The 18,111-nt window shown below is 73.0% G+C and carries 19 protein-coding genes; 10 read left to right on the top strand and 9 right to left on the bottom strand.

The genetic code is table 11. The annotated features are described in order from the left end of the window. Positions 1-201: 201 nt before the first annotated feature. On the top strand, positions 202-1,035 hold the full coding sequence (locus tag ACGFYQ_RS16190; protein WP_393744248.1) for a hypothetical protein: 834 nt from the start codon (positions 202-204) through the stop codon (positions 1,033-1,035). A gap of 63 nt (positions 1,036-1,098) precedes the next feature. Further along, positions 1,099-1,443, top strand: coding sequence for a rhodanese-like domain-containing protein (locus ACGFYQ_RS16185; RefSeq protein WP_393744246.1), 345 nt, complete (start codon positions 1,099-1,101; stop codon positions 1,441-1,443). 6 nt (positions 1,444-1,449) lie between these two features. Here the strand turns inward: ACGFYQ_RS16185 and ACGFYQ_RS16180 are convergent, their stop codons facing one another. From ACGFYQ_RS16180 to paaA, 6 genes are all read right to left on the bottom strand, one after another. Continuing rightward, on the bottom strand, positions 1,450-2,604 hold the full coding sequence (locus ACGFYQ_RS16180) for an acyl-CoA dehydrogenase family protein (RefSeq protein ID WP_393744695.1): 1,155 nt from the start codon (positions 2,602-2,604) through the stop codon (positions 1,450-1,452). A 99-nt stretch (positions 2,605-2,703) separates the two neighbouring features. After that, entirely contained in the window at positions 2,704-3,804 is a 1,101-nt protein-coding gene (locus tag ACGFYQ_RS16175; RefSeq protein ID WP_393744244.1) for a 2Fe-2S iron-sulfur cluster-binding protein, read from the bottom strand. Then, positions 3,805-4,311, bottom strand: a complete 507-nt coding sequence (gene paaD / locus ACGFYQ_RS16170; RefSeq protein WP_393744242.1) for a 1,2-phenylacetyl-CoA epoxidase subunit PaaD — start codon at positions 4,309-4,311, stop codon at positions 3,805-3,807. Further along, positions 4,305-5,048, bottom strand: a complete 744-nt coding sequence (gene paaC / locus ACGFYQ_RS16165) for a 1,2-phenylacetyl-CoA epoxidase subunit PaaC (protein ID WP_393744240.1) — start codon at positions 5,046-5,048, stop codon at positions 4,305-4,307. Before paaC ends, paaD begins: the two co-directional genes overlap by 7 nt. After that, positions 5,045-5,329: a 1,2-phenylacetyl-CoA epoxidase subunit PaaB gene (gene paaB, locus ACGFYQ_RS16160; RefSeq protein ID WP_030009045.1), complete on the bottom strand. Its 285-nt coding sequence runs from the start codon at positions 5,327-5,329 to the stop codon at positions 5,045-5,047. The genes paaC and paaB overlap by 4 nt, the downstream gene beginning before the upstream one ends. Next, positions 5,326-6,363 carry a 1,2-phenylacetyl-CoA epoxidase subunit PaaA gene (paaA, locus tag ACGFYQ_RS16155; RefSeq protein ID WP_393744237.1) on the bottom strand — a complete coding sequence of 346 codons (1,038 nt, stop codon included), beginning with the start codon at positions 6,361-6,363 and terminating at the stop codon, positions 5,326-5,328. Before paaA ends, paaB begins: the two co-directional genes overlap by 4 nt. Positions 6,364-6,552: 189 nt before the next feature. Between paaA and ACGFYQ_RS16150 the strand changes: the two genes are divergently transcribed. The 3 genes from ACGFYQ_RS16150 (at position 6,553) to ACGFYQ_RS16140 (ending at position 9,391) form a co-directional block, all read left to right on the top strand. Further along, positions 6,553-7,161, top strand: a complete 609-nt coding sequence (locus tag ACGFYQ_RS16150) for a DUF5819 family protein (RefSeq protein ID WP_393744235.1) — start codon at positions 6,553-6,555, stop codon at positions 7,159-7,161. A gap of 50 nt (positions 7,162-7,211) precedes the next feature. Continuing rightward, entirely contained in the window at positions 7,212-8,321 is a 1,110-nt protein-coding gene (locus tag ACGFYQ_RS16145; protein ID WP_393744693.1) for an HTTM domain-containing protein, read from the top strand. Between the two features lie 308 nt (positions 8,322-8,629). Beyond that, positions 8,630-9,391 (top strand): TrmH family RNA methyltransferase, encoded by a 762-nt coding sequence (locus ACGFYQ_RS16140; RefSeq protein ID WP_393744233.1) that lies wholly within the window; start codon positions 8,630-8,632, stop codon positions 9,389-9,391. Here the strand turns inward: ACGFYQ_RS16140 and paaN are convergent. Beyond that, a complete protein-coding gene (paaN, locus tag ACGFYQ_RS16135; protein ID WP_393744231.1) occupies positions 9,388-11,070 on the bottom strand; it encodes a phenylacetic acid degradation protein PaaN in 1,683 nt (560 codons plus the stop codon). The two genes, ACGFYQ_RS16140 and paaN, sit on opposite strands and share 4 nt — an antisense overlap. Before the next feature lie 124 nt (positions 11,071-11,194). Here paaN and ACGFYQ_RS16130 point away from each other — a divergent pair, with 124 nt between their 5' ends. Together ACGFYQ_RS16130 and ACGFYQ_RS16125 are read left to right on the top strand one after the other, a co-directional pair. Beyond that, on the top strand, positions 11,195-12,715 hold the full coding sequence (locus ACGFYQ_RS16130) for a 3-hydroxyacyl-CoA dehydrogenase (protein ID WP_393744229.1): 1,521 nt from the start codon (positions 11,195-11,197) through the stop codon (positions 12,713-12,715). Next, positions 12,712-13,302 carry a TetR/AcrR family transcriptional regulator gene (locus tag ACGFYQ_RS16125; RefSeq protein WP_393744227.1) on the top strand — a complete coding sequence of 197 codons (591 nt, stop codon included), beginning with the start codon at positions 12,712-12,714 and terminating at the stop codon, positions 13,300-13,302. The genes ACGFYQ_RS16130 and ACGFYQ_RS16125 overlap by 4 nt, the downstream gene beginning before the upstream one ends. 40 nt (positions 13,303-13,342) lie before the next feature. On the opposite strand, the gene ACGFYQ_RS16120 is transcribed toward ACGFYQ_RS16125, so the two are convergent. Continuing rightward, a complete protein-coding gene (locus ACGFYQ_RS16120) occupies positions 13,343-13,912 on the bottom strand; it encodes an Lrp/AsnC family transcriptional regulator (RefSeq protein ID WP_393744225.1) in 570 nt (189 codons plus the stop codon). A gap of 177 nt (positions 13,913-14,089) precedes the next feature. Between ACGFYQ_RS16120 and pdhA the strand changes: the two genes are divergently transcribed. The 3 genes from pdhA to ACGFYQ_RS16105 are packed head-to-tail and all read left to right on the top strand — an operon-like array spanning position 14,090 to position 17,585. After that, entirely contained in the window at positions 14,090-15,226 is a 1,137-nt protein-coding gene (gene pdhA / locus ACGFYQ_RS16115) for a pyruvate dehydrogenase (acetyl-transferring) E1 component subunit alpha (RefSeq protein ID WP_393744691.1), read from the top strand. After that, the gene (locus tag ACGFYQ_RS16110; RefSeq protein WP_393744223.1) at positions 15,223-16,242 is read left to right on the top strand and encodes an alpha-ketoacid dehydrogenase subunit beta; all 1,020 of its coding nucleotides are present in this window, start codon (positions 15,223-15,225) and stop codon (positions 16,240-16,242) included. The genes pdhA and ACGFYQ_RS16110 overlap by 4 nt, the downstream gene beginning before the upstream one ends. Then, positions 16,242-17,585, top strand: coding sequence for a dihydrolipoamide acetyltransferase family protein (locus ACGFYQ_RS16105; RefSeq protein WP_393744221.1), 1,344 nt, complete (start codon positions 16,242-16,244; stop codon positions 17,583-17,585). The genes ACGFYQ_RS16110 and ACGFYQ_RS16105 overlap by 1 nt, the downstream gene beginning before the upstream one ends. A 220-nt stretch (positions 17,586-17,805) precedes the next feature. On the opposite strand, the gene ACGFYQ_RS16100 is transcribed toward ACGFYQ_RS16105, so the two are convergent. Then, a complete protein-coding gene (locus ACGFYQ_RS16100) occupies positions 17,806-18,108 on the bottom strand; it encodes a hypothetical protein (protein ID WP_393744219.1) in 303 nt (100 codons plus the stop codon). Positions 18,109-18,111 lie beyond the last annotated feature (3 nt).

The raw sequence follows: 18,111 nt of genomic DNA, 5'->3' as shown, positions 1-18,111 counted from the left end.
CGCGGCCCTCCGCCTTGCGATGCACCGCACCTGGGGGCACCTCCCAGCGGTAGCTGGGGGAGCCGCGCCCCGGCAAACCTTTCCGGCCACAGCACTAGGCAGGTCTCACGGGGCTTCTCAGGTGCCTTTCGCGGGGCTCCTCGCGGAGGGCGGTGTTTCACGTGAAACATCGCCCGCACGGACGGGCCGTAGGCTGGCCGGGTGAGCGAGCAGACGGAGCAGACAGGCCCTGGCGAATCCGGCGATGCGGGCGAGGAGCGTCCCGAGGCGCGCCTGGAGCGGGCCGTGCGGGCCGCCGAGCAGGCGCTGATCGAGTTCGAGATCGCGGTGGAGACCTTCCGGGTCGAGGTGGAGAACTTCTCCCGCCTGCACCACCAGAAGCTCGGCCCGATGTACTCGCGGCTCGACGAACTGGACGCGCTGATCGCCGAGGCCAAGGCGGCCCGTACCGGGGATCCCGAGGACCTGCGGCGTGCGCGGGACGCGCGCTCGCTGGTCATGCCGATGCCGGGGGTGGACGAGCTGTTCCACGACTGGCTGGGCTCGGACGGGATGTCCGACGACGCGGCCGCGATGCTCACCGACCGGCCCGTGCGGCCGCCGGAGCGGGTGCGGCCCTCGGAGGAGGTACGCCGTCTCTACCGTGAGCTGGTCCGCAAGGCCCACCCGGACCTCGCCCAGGACGACGCGGAGCGGGAGCGCCGCGACGCCTTCATCGCGCGGGTCAACGCCGCGTACGGGCGGGGCGAGGAGCAGCTGCTGCGCGAGCTGGCCGAGGAGTGGGCGGCCGGTCCGGCGCCCGAGGAGCCGGCGCAGGGCGGGAGCGGGGAGCTGTATGCCCGCCTGGAGTGGCTGGCGCGCCGCAAGGAGCTGCTGTCGCTGGTGGCCAAGGAGCTGGAGGACAGCGCGATCGGGTCGATGCTGAGGATGGCGCCCGAGGATCCCGACCGGCTGCTGGAGGAGATCGCGGAGCAGTTGCTGGCGCAGGTTTCCGAGCGGGAGGCGGAGCTGGCGGCTGCGCTTGCCGCTGGGTGAGGCTTGGCCTGATCCGGTGTCGGATAGGTTGGAACCACCATCTGCGATGAGAGAAGGCGACGTATGAACTTCGGACCGCTTCCCTCGGTGGACGCCGCCGCGGTGCCCTCCGAAGGGTTTGTCCTCGACGTCCGTGAGGACGACGAATGGGCCGCCGGCCATGTCGAGGGCGCTCTGCACATCCCGATGAGCGACTTCGTGGCCCGCTTCGGTGAGCTCACGGAGGCCGTCGAGGACGGCCGCCGGGTGTACGTGATGTGCCGGGTCGGCGGCCGCTCCGCGCAGGTGACCCAGTACCTGGTGCGTCAGGAGATCGACGCGGTGAACGTCGACGGCGGCATGCAGGCCTGGGACGGCGCCGGGCGCCCGATGGTGACGGACGGCGGGAACCCGGCCTTCGTGCTGTAGCCGCCGTCAGGCGAGGGGATGGGCGGCCAGCAGGTCGCCCAGGGCCTCCTCGTGCGCGGCGGCCGGGCCGAGCTGGAGCTCCAGCTGCTTGGCCCACGCGTGGTAGCGGTGCAGCGGGTAGTCGGTGTCGGCGCCGAAGCCGCCGTGCAGGTGCTGGGCGGTCTGTACGACCCGGCGTACGCCCTCCGAGGCCCAGATCTTGGCGACCGCGACGTCACCGGAGGCCGGCAGCGGGCCGCCGGCGCCGCCGGTCGCCGCATCGAGCCGCCAGGCGGCCTGCCAGAGGGTGACCTCCATGGCGCGCAGGTCGATGTAGCGGTCGGCGGCCTGGACGGCGACGGCCTGGAAGGTGGCCACCGGGAAGCCGAACTGCTCGCGCTTGCTCGTGTACCGGCTGGTCATGGTGAGGACGCCCTCGCCGAGGCCGAGCGCGAGGGCGCAGGTCCCGGTGGCGAGGAGCTGGCGGAGCCGGTCCCAGGCGCCGGGGTCCTCGATGAGGTGCGTGGGGGCCACCCGTACGCCGTCCAGGGCGAGTTCGGCGAGCCGCTCCCCGCTGGTGGAGACCTGCTCGGCGAGGGCGAGGCCCTCGGCGGTGCGCGGGACGAGCGCGAGGACGGCCTCGCCTTCGCCGGTGTGGGCGGGTACGGCGATCCAGTCGGCGCTGTGCGCCCAGGGGACGGCGGTCTGCGTGCCGTCCAGGATCCAGTCGCCGCCGCCGCCGTCGCTCTCGCGGCGGGCGGTGACGGCGAGTTCGGCCGGGTCGTGGCCGGAGCGCCCGTGTGCGGCGGCGGTGAGTACGAGGCTTCCGTTCCCGGCGCCGGGCAGCAGGGCGGCGGCCAGTTCGGGGCTGCCGTGGGTCTGTACGGCCATGGCGGTGGCGCAGTGTTCCAGCAGCGGCACCCGGGCCAGCACCTTGGCGGCCTCGCGCAGCACCAGGCACAGGGCGATGGCGTCCAGGCCGGCGCCGCCGTGCTCCTCGGCGAGGACCAGGCTCAGCAGGTCGGATCCGGCGAGCCTGGCCCACAGCGGGCGGTCGAAGTCGTCGGCGACGGCCCCCGGGGTGAGCGCGGGGCTGGGCACGCCGTCGGGTGCGACGTCCGCGAACACGGCCCTGGCCGCCTCGACGGCCGCCTGCTGCTCCTCGGTGAAGGTGAAGTCCACTGCCTGTCCTCCCGCGCGCACCCGGTCGATCCTGTCCTGACGGTGCGTCAAGATAGAACACGTTCCTGAAATTGGACAGGGGGCGGGGAGAACAGCCGGTCAGCGGTCGAAGTCGATCTCCACTTCCTCCGTCACCGGGTGCGACTGGCAGGCCAGCACGAACCCGGCCTCCGTCTCCTCGGACTCCAGCGCGAAGTTCCGATCCATCCGGACCTCGCCCGTCACCAGGAACGCCCGGCAGGTGCCGCACACCCCGCCCTTGCAGGCGTACGGGGCGTCCGCGCGGTTGCGGAGCACCGCGTCCAGCAGGGATTCCCCGTCCCGGACTGGCCAGGTGCCGGAACGGCCGTCGAGCCGTGCGGTGACCCGCCCGTGGGAGGGGGCCGTCGCGGCCGCGGCGCGGGCCGGCGCCGTGATGTCCTCGACGTGGAAGATCTCCTCGTGCACCCGGGTCCGTACGACGCCGAGCGCGCCCAGCGCCCGCTCCGCGCCCTGGACCAGGCCGTACGGTCCGCACAGGAACCAGCCCGTCACGTCCGCCACCGGCAGGAGCGCGGGCAGCAGGGCGGCCAGCCGCTCCTCGTCGAGGCGGCCGGAGGGCAGTCCTGCCTCCTGCTCCTCCCGGGAGAGGACGGTGACCAGCTGGAACCGGTCCGGATACCGGTCCTTGAGGTCGGCGGCCTCTTCCAGGAACATCGTCGACGCCGCCGTACGGTCGCTGCGCACGAGGCAGAAGCGAGCGTCGGGGCGGGCGGCCAGCAGGCTCGCGGCGATGGACAGCACGGGGGTGATCCCGCTGCCGCCCACGATCGCCGCGTAGTGCGCCGCGGCGGGGGCGGCGGCCGGGTCCAGTACGAACCGTCCGGCCGGGACCATCACGTCCAGCACGTCGCCGGCGGCGATCTCCTTGTGCGCGAAGGTGGAGAACTCTCCGCCCTCCACCAGCCGCACCCCGACCCGCAGCTCCGCCGGGCCGGGGCCGTCCGGACCCGGGGCGGGGGAGCAGATCGAATAGGTGCGCCGGATCTCCTCGCCCTCGGCGGCGGTGCGCCGCAGGGTGAGGTGCTGGCCGGGGGCGTGCCGGTAGTCCTCCCGCAGTTCCTGCGGGACCCGGAGGGTCAGAGCCACCGAGTCGTCGGTGAGCCGGTCGACTGCCGCCACCGTCAGCGGGTGGAACGCGCCGTGGCGGGGTGCGGCCATCTACAGCTCCTTGAAGTGGTCGAACGGTTCGCGGCAGGCGGTGCAGCGGCGCAGCGCCTTGCATGCGGTGGAGGAGAACCGGCTGAGCAGCTCGGTGTCGGTCGATCCGCAGTTCGGGCAGCGGACCGACAGGGTGAGCGGGACCGGCCCGCCGGCCGCGTGCGGGCGCGGCGGGGCGATGCCGAACTCGGCGAGCTTGCGCCGGCCCTCGGCGCTGATGTCGTCGGTCGACCAGGCGGGGGCCAGCACGGTGGTCACCCGCACCTCGGGTATGCCGTGGCCGGTCAGGACCCGCTCGATGTCGGCGGACATGGCCTCGATGGCGGGGCAGCCGGTGTAGGTGGGGGTGAGGGTCACCTCGGCGTGGCCGTCCTCGAGCACCCGCACCCCGCGCACCACGCCGAGCTCGCCGAGGGTGAGTACGGGCAGCTCGGGGTCCGGGACGGAGCCGGCCAGCTCGGCGAGCTCCGCCTCCAGGCGGGTCGTCCCGGCGTCGGCGGTCACCATGACGCCCCCGGGTGGCTGCGATGCAGGTGCTGCATCTCGGCGAGCAGCCGGCCGAAGGGCTCGGTGTGCAGGCCCTGGCGCCCGGCGCCGGCCGCCCAGGCTCCGGTGCGCTGCCCCTCGGGCAGGGCGAGCCCGGCCCGCTCCAGTACGTCGGTCAGCGCGGCCAGCCAGCGCGTTTCCAGGGCGGCCCAGTCCAGGCCGTCGAGCCCCTCCACCGGCTGGAACATCTCGCCGGTGTACTTCCACAGGGCGTCCAGGGCGGCCCGTATGCGGGCGTGGCTCTCCTCGGTGCCGTCGCCGAGGCGCAGGGTCCACTGCTCGGCGTGGTCGCGGTGGTACGCGGTCTCCTTGACGGCCTTGGCCGCCAGCGGGGCGATCGGGCCGTCGCCGCGCGCCAGCTCCCCGTAGAGCTCGTGCTGGTAGAAGGAGAAGTAGAGCTGCCGGGCGATGGTGTGGGCGAAGTCGCCGTTGGGCTGCTCCACCAGCTGGAGGTTGCGGAAGGAGCGCTCCTCGCGCAGGAACGCCAGCTCGTCCTCGTCGCCCGCCATGGACAGCAGGACGCGGGCCTGGCCGAGCAGGTCGAGGGCGATGTTGGCGAGCGCGACCTCCTCCTCCAGGACGGGGGCGTGCCCCGCCCACTCGCCGAGGCGGTGGGAGAGGATCAGGGCGTCGTCGCCGAGGGCGAGGGCCGCCGCGGTGGCGGCAGTGGTGTCCGCGGTGGTGTCGGTGCCGGTCACAGGTGGCTCACCCCCTCCGGGATGTCGTAGAACGTGGGGTGCCGGTAGGGCTTGTCGGCGGACGGGGCGAAGAACGGGTCCCGCTCGTCAGGCGAGGAGGCGGTGATCTCGGTGGAGGGCACCACCCAGATCGAGATGCCCTCACCACGCCGGGTGTAGAGGTCGCGGGCGTTGCGCAGGGCCATCTCCGCGTCGGGGGCGTGCAGGCTTCCCGCGTGCGTGTGCGAGAGGCCGCGCCGCGAGCGGACGAACACCTCCCACAGGGGCCAGTTCTGCGTCATACCCGTGCCTCCTCGTTCTGTGCGGCGTGCTGTGCCGCCTGCTTGTCCGCATACGCTGCGGCCGCGTCGCGCACCCAGGCGCCTTCCTCGTGGGCCGTGCGCCGCTGGCTGAGGCGCTGCTCGTTGCACGGTCCGTTGCCCTTGAGCACGTTCCAGAACTCCGTCCAGTCGATGGCGCCGAAGTCGTGGTGCCCGCGCTCCTCGTTCCACTTCAGGTCCGGGTCGGGCAGGGTCAGGCCGAGGGCCTCGGCCTGCGGGACGGCTATGTCGACGAACCGCTGGCGCAGCTCGTCGTTCGAGTGCCGCTTGATCCGCCAGGCCATCGACTGCGCGGAGTGCGCCGACTCGTCGTCCGGCGGGCCGAACATCATCAGCGAGGGCCACCACCAGCGGTCGACCGCGTCCTGGGCCATCGCGTGCTGCGCCTCGGTGCCCTTGGACAGGGTCATGAGGAGCTCGAAGCCCTGGCGCTGGTGGAAGGACTCCTCCTTGCAGATCCGGACCATGGCGCGCGCGTACGGCCCGTAGGAGCAGCGACAGATCGGCACCTGGTTGGTGATCGCCGCGCCGTCCACCAGCCAGCCGATGGCGCCGACGTCCGCCCAGGTCAGGGTGGGGTAGTTGAAGATCGAGGAGTACTTCTGCTTGCCCGCGTGGAGCTTGTCGAGCAGCTCGTCGCGGCTTGTGCCCAGGGTCTCGGCGGCGCTGTAGAGGTACAGCCCGTGGCCGGCCTCGTCCTGCACCTTGGCCATCAGGATCGCCTTGCGGCGCAGCGAGGGCGCGCGGGTGATCCAGTTGGCCTCGGGCTGCATTCCGATGATCTCGGAGTGGGCGTGCTGGGCCATCTGGCGGACGAGGGAGGCGCGGTACTCCTCGGGCATCCAGTCGCGCGGTTCCACGCGCTCCTCCGCCGCGACGGCCGCGTCGAAGGCCGCCGCGAGCTGTGCGCCCAGGTCAGCAGCCATGGCTGTCCCATCCGTCCCGTCTGTCCCGAGGGCCGTCTCCGGCCCCGTCTCCGGGGTCACTGCCACCATCCCGGCCCCTTGTCAGAGTCTGGTTTCCGCCCGACCGACCGATCGTTCGGTTCATCCTCTTCAATGGTGAGACGACGGCCCGTAGGGTGTCAACCTCTGTGGTCAACCCTGTGGACGCCGGACGATCGGGGCGGGATGGATTCGAACGAGCGCGAGCCCGCCGGAAGGGCCGCTCCTCCACCCCCGCGGGTGCCCGGAATAGCCGGTCTGTCCACCCCGTACCGGATGGTCGCCGCGCTCGCCCTCGGGGCCCTCGCGGTGACTGCCTGCGCGCATCTCGCACTGGTGTTCCTGCACGTCGCCCCGACGAACACGGTGAGCCGGCAGCACGCGCGGACGGTCGACGGCTGGATCTACCCCGAGTTCGAACAGAACTGGAAGCTCTTCGCTCCCAACCCGCTCCAGCAGAACATCGCGGTGGAGGCGCGCGCGCAGGTACGGACCGCAGGCGGCGAGCTCACCACCACCGACTGGCGGAACCTGAGCGCCGAGGACGGCGCGGCGATCCGGCACAGCCTGCTGCCGAGCCACACGGAACAGAACGAGCTCCGCCGGGCCTGGGACTTCTTCACCGGCTCCCACGACGAGGACAACAAGCCGAACGGCGAGCGCGGCGCGCTGTCCGAGGAGTACCTGCGGCGGATCGCCGTGGACCGGCTCGCCCCGGCGCACCCGGGCGGGCGGGTCCTGCGGGTCCAGCTGCGCTCGGCGACGACGGCGGTGGCCGCGCCCGAGTGGAGCGACGAGACGACCGACACCCAGACCTACTACCGGGAGCTGCCGTGGTGGACGGTGTGAGACTCCGGTCCTCCGCGGGGCGGGCGCTGGCGAAGGTCACCGGGCAGGCCATGGGCCCGTACCAGAGCGCCGTGATCCGCATCGGCTTCGCCGGGACCTGGCTCTTCTTCCTGCTGCGCGAGTTCCCGTACCGCGGCGAGCTGTACGGGCCGGACGGGCCGTGGAGCTGGGAGCTGGCGGAGCGGCTGATCGCCTCCAACGGGGCCTTCACGGTGCTGATGTGGTCCGGTTCGGCGGTGTGGTTCGAGATCGTCTACGCGGTGGCCGTGCTGTCGAGCGTGGGGCTGCTGCTGGGCTGGCGGACGCGGGCCGCGTCCGTGGTGTTCATGATCGGGGTGCTCTCCCTGCAGAACCGCAGCGTGTTCATGGGCGACGGCGGGGACAACGTCATCCACCTGATGGCCCTCTACCTGGTGCTGACCCGGTGCGCGCAGGTGTGGTCCCTGGACGCGCGGCGGTCCCGGCTGCGGGGGTCGGCCTCCGCGGGGGCCGCCGGGCCGGTGCTGTGGGCGGTGCTGGGCGCGGTGTTCGCGTACGGGACGGCGACCGGGCGGTTCAGCCACGGCTGGCTGGCGGCCTTCGCGGCGGTGTGGGTGGTCTGCGGGCTGTGGTGGGTGGTCGACCGGTACGAACCGGAAGGGGAGGGGCGCGCGACGCTGGACGTGCTGGCCAACCTGCTGCACAACGCCGGGATGCTGGTGATCATGGCGGAGGTCTGCCTGATCTACGCCACGGCGGGCTGGTACAAGATCCAGGGATCGCGGTGGCAGGACGGGACGGCGCTGTACTACCCCCTGGGGCTGGACTACTTCACGCCGTGGCCGGGGCTGTCGGCGCTGCTGGCGAGCAGCGGGACGGTGGTGATGCTGCTGTCGTACGGGACGGTGGCGGTGCAGGTCGCGTTCCCGTTCACGCTGTTCAACCGGCGGATCAAGAACGTGCTGCTGGGTGTGATGATGCTGGAGCATGCCGGGATCGCGGTGCTGCTGGGGCTGCCGTTCTTCTCTTTGGCGATGATCGCCGCCGACGCGGTCTTTCTGCCGACGGCGTTCCTGGTCTGGCTGGGCGCCAGGGCCGCCGTGCTGGTGCCGGGCCCGTCGGCTCCGCCGGCCCCGGAACCGGAGTCGGCCCCGGTGGCGGCCGGGTCCGCCCTGACCTGACCTGCGGCGCCGTTGCCGGGGCGCTGCCCCGGACCCCGCGCCTCAAACGCCGGCGGGGCTGGGAGGCCGGGGCTCCGCCACGGATCCGCGCCTCACATGCCGGCGGGGCTCAGGGATCCGGGGCTCCGCCCCGTGCCCCGCGCCTCGAACGCCGGCGGGGCTGAAAGATCGGGGCTCCGCCCCGGGCCCCGCGCCTCAAACGCCGGCGGGGCTGGATGTGCCTGGCGTCGGCACGGTCGGCGCCCGGGTCCGTGCAGCGGTGCGGCCGGTGGGGTGGGCGGGCGGGGGTGGGACCGTAGGGTCGGGGTATGAGTGAGGATCAGAGCCCCGAAGAGGTCGTGCGGCAGTGGCGGGAGGCCGTCGGTCGGGGCGACCTCGTACTGCTGGACGGGTTCCACGCGCTGAAGCACGCCCTGCGGTTCGGGGCCGATGTGCGCATGGCCGTCGCCGACGACCCCGACGGCGTACGGGCGCTCGCCGGCGAGCTGGCTCCGGATGTCGAGGCGGACGTGGCCCGGCTGGTACGGGCGGCGTCGCTGAAGGGGCTGCTGCCCCGCGTGCATCCCACCGGGGTCGCGGCGCTGGCCGTACGGCCCGACCGGGGCGCAGGGCTGGCCGCACTGGCGAAGACACCGCGCCCCGCACCCGTCGTCGTCCTCGACAACCCCCGCAACCTCGGCAACGTCGGAGCCGTCGTCCGGCTCGCCGCGGGCTTCGGCGCCACCGGCGTGGTGACCCGCGGCGACCTCGACCCCTGGCACCCGAACGTGGTCCGGGCCGGGGCCGGGCTGCACTACGCGACCACCGTCGAACGGCTGGACCTGGACGAACTGCCGCCCGGGCCGCTCTACGCGCTCGACCCGGAGGGCGAGGACATCCGCACCCTCACCCTCCCGGACGACGCCCTGCTCGCCTTCGGCTCGGAGCGGCACGGCATCTCACCCGAGCTGCATGAACGAGCCGACCATCTGGTGGCGCTGCCGATGCGCCCGCAGGTCTCCAGCTACAACCTCGCCACCAGTGTCGCGATGACGCTGTTCCACTGGGGCGGGCCCAGGGACACGGACTAGGCCTGGCGGCGGACCTCCACCACACGGAAGCGGTTCGACACGAAGGCGCCGTCGCACAGTGCCGCGTTGGCCGCCGGGTTGCCGCCCGAGCCGTGGAAGTCCGAGAACGCCGCGGTCTGGTTGACGTACACCCCGCCGGTGAGGTTCAGGGAGAGCTGCGCGGACTCCTCCAGGCAGACCTCCTCGATCGCCCGCTCGGTGTCGGCGGACGTCGTGTACGCGCCCACCGTCATCGCGCCCTTCTCACGGACCGTACGGCGCAGCAGGTCGAGGGCGTCGGCGGTCGAGTCGACCGCCACCGCGAAGGACACCGGGCCGAAGCACTCCGAGAGGTACGCCGCGTCCGGGTCCGGCTTGGACGCGTCCAGCTTCACCATCACCGGCGTGCGGACCACCGCGTCCGGGAACTCCGGGTTGACGACCTCGCGGGAGGCCAGCGCGACCTCGCCCAGGCCGGCCGCCGCCTCCAGCCGGGCCTTGACGTCCGGGTTGACCAGCGCGCCCAGCAGCGCGTTGGCCCGGGCGTCGTCGCCCAGCAGGCCGCCGACCGAGGCCGCGAGGTCGGCGACGACTTCGTCGTAGGTCTTGTGCCCGGCGTCCGTGGCGATGCCGTCGCGCGGGATCAGCAGGTTCTGCGGGGTGGTGCACATCTGGCCGCTGTACAGGGACAGGGAGAACGCCAGGTTGGAGAGCATCCCCTTGTAGTCGTCGGTGGAGTCCACGACCACCGTGTTGACGCCGGCCTTCTCCGTGTAGACCTGCGCCTGGCGGGCGTTGGCCTCCAGCCAGTCGCCGAACTCCGTGGACCCGGTGTAGTCGATCAGCTTGACCTCGGGGCGGAGCGCGAGGGTCTTGGCGATGCCCTCACCCGGGCGCTCGACGGCCAGCGCGATCAGGTTCGGGTCGAAGCCCGCCTCGGCGAGGACCTCACGGGCCACCTGGACCGTGAGCGCCAGCGGGAGGACGGCGCGCGGGTGCGGCTTCACCAGCACCGCGTTGCCGGTGGCCAGGGAGGCGAACAGGCCCGGGTAGCCGTTCCAGGTGGGGAAGGTGTTGCAGCCGATCATCAGGGAGATGCCGCGCGGGACCGCGGTGAACGTCTTGCCGAGCTCCAGCGGATCACGCTTGCCCTGCGGCTTCGACCAGTCGGCCTGCCCGGGGACACGCGTCTGCTCCTCGTACGCGTAGGCCACCGCCTCCAGGCCGCGGTCCTGTGCGTGCGGGCCGCCCGCCTGGAACGCCATCATGAAGGCCTGGCCGCTGGTGTGCATGACCGCGTGCGCGAACTCGTGCGTGCGGGCGGAGATGCGCGACAGGATCTCGATACAGACCACGGCGCGCGCCTCGGGGCCCGCGTCCCGCCAGGCGGCCATGCCGGCCTTCATCGCGGGCAGCAGCACGTCCGGGTCGGCGTGCGGGTACTCGACGCCCAGCGTCGGGCCGTACGGGGACACCTCGGCGCCGGTCCAGCCGTCCGTGCCGGGCTGGCCCAGGTCCAGCCGGGTGCCGCGGAGGGCTTCGAAGGCGGCGAGGCCGTCGGCCGGGGCGGTCTCCCCGTACGCCTTGGGGTGCTCGGGATGCGGGGACCAGTAGGCACGGCTGCGGATCGCCGACAAGGCCTGGTCCAGGGTGGGCCGGTGCTTGGCGGACAGCTGGGGGACGGTGAGCTCGGCGGCCATCAGGGACCAACTCCTCGTTGAGCCGGGCGAAGGAGAGCAGACTGGAGTTAGAGTAACCGAACGATCGGTCGGGACAAGAGGGCCCGGCAGACCTGTGGATAAGTCGGTGCGGGAGGATCAGGACATGACAGCAATCGAGCGGTCCCGCACTGTGGCGGTCGTCGGCGCGGGCACCATGGGCCAGGGCATCGCCCAGGTCGCCCTTCTCGCAGGTCACCGCGTGCTGATCTACGACATCGACGCGGCCCTCGCCGCCGACGGTGTCGGCTTCGTGCAGGACCGCGTCGAGCGGATGGCCGCCAAGGGCCGTCTGGACCGGGCCGAGGCCGAGGACGCGATCGGCCGAATCGGTTCGGCGGGCGCCCTCGCGGACCTCGCCGGGGCCGCCCTCGTCATCGAGGCGGTGGTCGAGAACGTCACCGTCAAGCAGACGCTCTTCGCCGCACTCGAAGAGGTGGTTTCGCCGGACGCGCTGCTGGCCACCAACACCTCCTCCCTCTCCGTCACCGAGCTCGCCGCCGGTCTCGCGCACCCCGGCCGCTTCCTCGGCCTGCACTTCTTCAACCCGGCCCCGCTGCTCCCCCTCGTCGAGGTGGTCAGCGGTTTCGCGACCGATCCGGCGGCCGCCGAGCGCGCGTACGGCACGGTCCTCGGCTGGGGGAAGACGCCGGTCCGCTGCGCCGACACCCCCGGCTTCATCGTCAACCGGATCGCGCGCCCCTTCTATGCCGAGGCCTTCTCGGTGTACGAGGAGCAGGGCGCCGACCCGGCCACCATCGACGCCGTGCTCCGCGAGAGCGGCGGCTTCAAGATGGGCCCGTTCCAGCTGACCGACCTGATCGGCCAGGACGTCAACGAGGCCGTGACCCGCTCGGTGTGGGAGTCCCTCTTCCGCAGCCCCAAGTTCACCCCGTCCCTCGCGCAGCGCCGGCTGGTCCAGTCGGGCCGCCTCGGCCGCAAGTCGGGGCACGGCTGGTTCCCGTACGGCCCGGACGCCACCGTGCCCGAGCCGCACACCGCCGCACCCGAGGACGCCCCGGACAAGGTCACGGTGGTCGGCGACCTCGGGCCGGCGGCGGAGCTGGCCGACCTCCTGGAGGAGGCCGGGATCGCGGTCGACGCCACCGAGCACGGGGGCCCGTACATCCAGCTGCCCGGCGAGGGCCAGCTGGTCCTCGCGGACGGCAAGACCTCCGTCGAGTTCGCGGACGTCGTCTACTTCGACCTCGCGCTCGACTACCGGGGCGCCACCCGGATCGCGCTCTCCGCCAGCGAGGACACGAGCGAGCGGACCCTCGCCGAGGCCGTCGGCCTGTTCCAGAAGCTGGGCAAGAAGGTCTCCGTCATCGGCGACGTCCCCGGCATGATCGTCGCCCGGACCGTGGCGATGCTGATCGACCTCACGGCCGACGCGGTCGCGCGCGGCGTCGCCACCGCCGAGGACATCGACACGGCGATGAAGCTCGGCGTCAACTACCCGCTCGGACCGGCCGAATGGCACGACCGGCTCGGCCGGGACTGGGCCTACGACCTGCTGCACCACCTCGACGAGCGCTGTCCCGGCGGGCGGTACGCGCCCTCGCTGGCCCTGTTCAAGCTGGGCTACGCCGCAGGGGAAGAAGACGAGACGGGGGAGACCGAATGACGACGGTGAAGCGGGACACCTACACCCCCGAGACGCTTCTGTCGGTCGCCGTCCAGGTCTTCAACGAGCGCGGCTACGACGGCACCTCGATGGAGCACCTCTCCAAGGCCGCGGGCATCTCGAAGTCCTCGATCTACCACCACGTCACGGGCAAGGAGGAGCTGCTCCGGCGCGCCGTGAGCCGCGCCCTCGACGGGCTCTTCGCGATCCTGGAGGAGCCCGGTGCGGTACGCGGCCGGGCGGTCGAGCGCGTCGAGTACGTCACGCGCCGCACGGTGGAGGTGCTCGTCGGTGAACTGCCGTACGTGACGCTGCTGCTGCGGGTACGCGGCAACACGCGGACCGAGCGCTGGGCGCTGGAACGCCGCCGCGAGTTCGACCACCAGGTCGCCGACCTCCTCAAGGCCGCCGCCGCCGACGGCGACCTCCGCGCGGACGTGGACATCCGCCTCGCCACCCGCCTGCTCTTCGGCATGGTGAATTCCCTGGTCGAGTGGTACCGCCCGCACCCGGGCACGGGCCACGACCAGGTCGCGGACGCGGTCGTCCACATGGCCTTCGACGGGCTGCGGACCGTCCGCGACTAGTCGGCCGGGTGGCAGGCCGCCCGAACGGCCGAACGGCCGGCTACTCCTCCGAGATCGCCGGACCTACCGGCCCCTGCCCCTGCCCCAGGCCCGGAGCCAGGAGATCCGTTTCCTCGAAGACCAGCAGGGTGCGTGTGGAGAGGACCTCCGGGATGGCCTGGAGGCGGGTCAGGACCAGTTCGCGCAGGGTGCGGTTGTCCGGGGTGTGGACCAGCAGCAGCACGTCGAAGTCTCCGCTGACCAGGGCGATGTGCGCGGCGCCCGGGAGTTCGCGGAGCTGTTCGCGGACCGTGCGCCAGGAGTTCTGGACGATCTTCAGGGTGATGTACGCGGAGGCGCCCTGGCCCGCGCGCTCGTGGTCGACGCGGGCCGTGAACCCGCGGATCACCCCGTCGTCGATGAGCCGGTTGATCCGGGCGTAGGCGTTCGCGCGCGAGACGTGCACCTGCTCCGCCACCGAGCGTATGGACGCGCGGCCGTCCGCCTGGAGCAGCCGCATGATCGACCGGTCGATCGGGTCCAGGGGGCGGGGTGGTACCGGTGGGACTCCAGAGGTGCCCCCTGGCGGGACCGGTGCGGAACCCGCTCCGGCCATTTGTTCATCCGGCATTGCCCGATGCCTCCCTCTCCTGGACGTCCTGCATCCATCCCAGGGCCCCGGCGCCAGTTTGTCCACAGCCTGGGTCCGCCTGTAGCCAAATTGCGCGGACAACCGAACAATCGGTAGGTGAGGCGCCTCACACCCGAGCCCTCCATGCCCGCTTCCCACGAGGAGGTGTACGCCGCCATGACGGTCCAAGAGCTGCCCGGTGCCGGTGCGTCCCACCGTCCCACCCCGCCGCCCGCCTGGAGGCCCCGTACGGACGCCGCGCCGCTGCTGCCGGACCCGGAGCCCTACCGGGTGCTGGGCACACCGGCGGCAGACCGGCTCGACCCCGCGCTGATGCGCCGCTGCTACGCGGAGCTGGTGCGCGGCCGCCGGTACAACGCGCAGGCCACCGCGCTGACCAAGCAGGGGCGGCTCGCCGTCTACCCGTCCACCGTGGGCCAGGAGGCCTGCGAGATCGCGGCGGCACTGGTCCTGGAGGACCGGGACTGGCTCTTCCCGAGCTACCGCGACACCCTGGCGGCCGTCGCGCGCGGGCTGGACCCCGTACAGGCGCTGACGCTGCTGCGGGGCGACTGGCACACCGGCTACGACCCCCGTGAGCACCGGATAGCCCCGCTCTCCACCCCGCTCGCCACCCAGCTGCCGCACGCGGTGGGCCTGGCACACGCCGCCCGGCTGCGCGGCGACGACGTCGTCGCCCTCGCCATGGTCGGCGACGGCGGCACCAGCGAGGGCGATTTCCACGAGGCACTGAACTTCGCCGCCGTCTGGCAGGCACCGGTGGTCTTCCTCGTGCAGAACAACGGCTTCGCGATATCCGTCCCGCTGGCCAAGCAGACCGCCGCCCCGACGCTGGCCCACAAGGCCGTGGGGTACGGGATGCCCGGCCGGCTGGTCGACGGCAACGACATCGCGGCGATGCACGAGGTGCTGACCGAGGCCGTCCGGCGGGCCCGGGCCGGAGGCGGTCCGACCCTGATCGAGGCCGTCACGTACCGGATGGAGGCCCACACGAACGCCGACGACGCCACCCGCTACCGCGGTGACGCCGAGGTCGAGGCCTGGAAGGCGCACGACCCGGTCGAGCTCCTGGAGCGCGAGCTGACCGCGCGCGGGATCCTCGACGAGGCGGGCGTCCAGGAGGCGCGCGACGCGGCCGAGACGATGGCCGCGGCGCTCCGCGAGGGGATGAACGCGGACCCGGTGCTGGACCCGATGGACCTCTTCGCGCACGTGTACGCGGAGCAGACCGGCAGGCTGCGCGAGCAGGCGGCCATGCTGCGCGCCGAGCTCGACGCGGAGGGAGACGCATGACCACGGTGGCGGCGAAGACGGCGAAGTCCGGGGTCAAGCCCGCGACGATGGCCCAGGCCCTGACCCGCGCGATGCGCGACGCGATGGCCGAGGACCCGACGGTCCACGTCATGGGCGAGGACGTCGGGACGCTCGGCGGGGTCTTCCGGATCACGGACGGCCTCGCGAAGGAGTTCGGCGAGGACCGCTGTACGGACACCCCGCTCGCGGAGGCGGGAATCCTGGGCGCGGCGGTCGGCATGGCCATGTACGGGCTGCGGCCGGTCGTGGAGATGCAGTTCGACGCGTTCGCGTACCCGGCCTTCGAGCAGCTGATCTCGCACGTGGCGAAGATGCGCAACCGTACGCGGGGCGCGATGCCGCTGCCGATCACCATCCGGGTGCCGTACGGCGGCGGGATCGGCGGGGTGGAGCACCACTGCGACTCCTCCGAGGCGTACTACCTGGCCACCCCCGGACTGCACGTGGTGACGCCGGCGACCGTCGAGGACGCGTACGGGCTGCTGCGCGCGTCGATCGCGAGCGACGACCCGGTGGTCTTCCTGGAGCCGAAGCGGCTCTACTGGTCGAAGGCCGACTGGTCGCCGCAGGCACCGGCCGCGGTGCCGGGGATCGGCAAGGCGCTGGTCCGGCGTACGGGCACGAGCGCGACGCTGATCACGTACGGACCCTCGCTGCCGGTGTGCCTGGAGGCCGCCGAGGCGGCGCGCGAGGAGGGCTGGGACCTGGAGGTCGTGGACCTGCGCTCGCTGGTCCCCTTCGACGAGGACACGGTCGTGGAGTCCGTACGCCGGACCGGGCGCGCGGTGGTCGTCCACGAGGCGAACGGCTTCGGCGGACCGGGCGCGGAGATCGCCGCCCGGGTGACGGAGCGCTGCTTCCACCACCTGGAGGCGCCGGTGCTGCGGGTGACGGGCTTCGACATCCCGTACCCGCCGCCGATGCTGGAGAAGCACCACCTGCCGGGTGTGGACCGGATCCTGGACACCGTCGCCCGCCTCCAGTGGGAGAACTGATGCCGCAGGTCATGGAGTTCAAGCTGCCCGACCTCGGTGAAGGCCTGACCGAGGCCGAGATCGTGCGCTGGCTGGTGGCGGTGGGCGATGTCGTCGCCATCGACCAGCCGGTCGTCGAGGTCGAGACGGCCAAGGCGATGGTGGAAGTGCCCTGCCCGTACGGCGGTGTGGTCACCGCCCGCTTCGGGGAGGAGGGGCAGGAGCTTCCGGTCGGGGCCCCGCTGATCACCGTGGCGGTAGGTGCGGAGGCGATGCCGGAGGCCCCGGAGGCCCCGGGGGCTGAAGCCGAAGGCTCCGGCAGCGTGCCCCGGCCCCTGATCGGTTACGGCACGGACCACTCGCGCCCGGCGCGACGGCGACGGGTGCGACCCGTCACCGCAGCGGTGTCGGCGCCCGTCGCGGCCCCGGCCGCGGCTCCTGCCCCGGCTCCCGTTCCCGTCGCGGCGGCTCCGGCCGTTCCGGCGGGGCCTGTGCCGGTGATCTCGCCACTGGTGCGCAAGCTGGCCAAGGACAACGGGGTCGATCTGCGTGCCCTGCGCGGGTCGGGGCCGGAGGGCCTGATCCTGCGGGCGGACGTCGAGGCGGCGCTGCGCGCGCCGGAGCCGGTCGCGGTCCCGGCGGCTTCGGCCGTGGCGGCGACCGTCGCCGCGACCGTGGGTGAACGGATTCCGCTCAAGGGGGTGCGCGGGGCTGTCGCCGAGAAGCTGTCGCGCAGCCGGCGCGAGATTCCGGACGCCACCTGCTGGGTCGACGCGGACGCCACCGAACTGATGGCGGCGCGGGCCGCGATGAACGCGGTGGGCGGCCCCAAGATCTCGGTGCTCGCGCTGCTGGCCCGGATCTGCACGGCCGCGCTGGCCCGGTACCCGGAGCTCAACTCCACCGTGGACCTGGAAGCGAAGGAGATCGTCCGGCTGCCGGCCGTGCACCTGGGCTTCGCGGCCCAGACGGAACGGGGGCTGATGGTGCCCGTGGTGCGCGATGCGCACACGCGGAACCCGGAGTCCCTGTCGGCGGAGTTCGCCCGGCTGACGGAGCTGGCGCGGGCCGGGAAGCTGGCGCCGGCCGATCTGACGGGCGGGACCTTCACCCTGAACAACTACGGGGTGTTCGGGGTCGACGGCTCCACGCCGATCATCAACCACCCGGAGGCGGCGATGCTCGGGGTGGGGCGGATCATGCCGAAGCCGTGGGTGCACGGTGGGGAGCTGGCGGTCCGTCAGGTCGTACAGCTGTCGCTGACGTTCGACCACCGGGTCTGCGACGGGGGTACGGCGGGGGGCTTCCTCCGCTACGTCGCGGACTGCGTGGAGTCCCCGGCGGTCCTGCTGCGCAGCCTGTAGCTCGGGCGCGGGCCGGGCGGGGGCCGCTGCGCGGAGCCTGCCCCCACCCCGCCCCTTCCCGAAACCGGGGGCTCCGCCCCCAGACCCCACCCCTGCGGCGCCGTTGCGGGGGCTCCGCCCCCGAACCCTCCCCCAGACTCCGTCCGGGGGGACCCCCAGCGCCTCAAACGCCGGCGAGGCTGAAGATCCGGGGCGGAGCCCCAGGAGGGCGGGCCGTGGGCTAGGACGGCGGCAGCACCGGGGGGTGCCAGGCCGCGTGGCGGAGGGTCGCGCGGACGGTGGCGCCCGACGGGGCCAGGCGGAGGGCGGTGTCGCGCGCGGCCACCGCCAGCGGATGGGTGAGGCGGTGGCCGAGGCGGCCGGCTCGGCGGGCCGCGCGGGCCACGGCTTCGGCGCGGGGCCGGCGCACGGCGTCGTACCGGGCCAGCGCGGCCTCGACGGACGGCCCGGCGGCCAGTTCGGCGGCCAGCACCACCGCGTCCTCCAGCGCCTGGCAGGCGCCCTGCCCGAGGTTCGGCGTCATGGC

The sequence above is a fragment of the Streptomyces sp. NPDC048258 genome, from assembly GCF_043201995.1.
Classification (GTDB): domain Bacteria; phylum Actinomycetota; class Actinomycetes; order Streptomycetales; family Streptomycetaceae; genus Streptomyces.
This window is presented reverse-complemented; position numbering and strand designations above follow the sequence as displayed.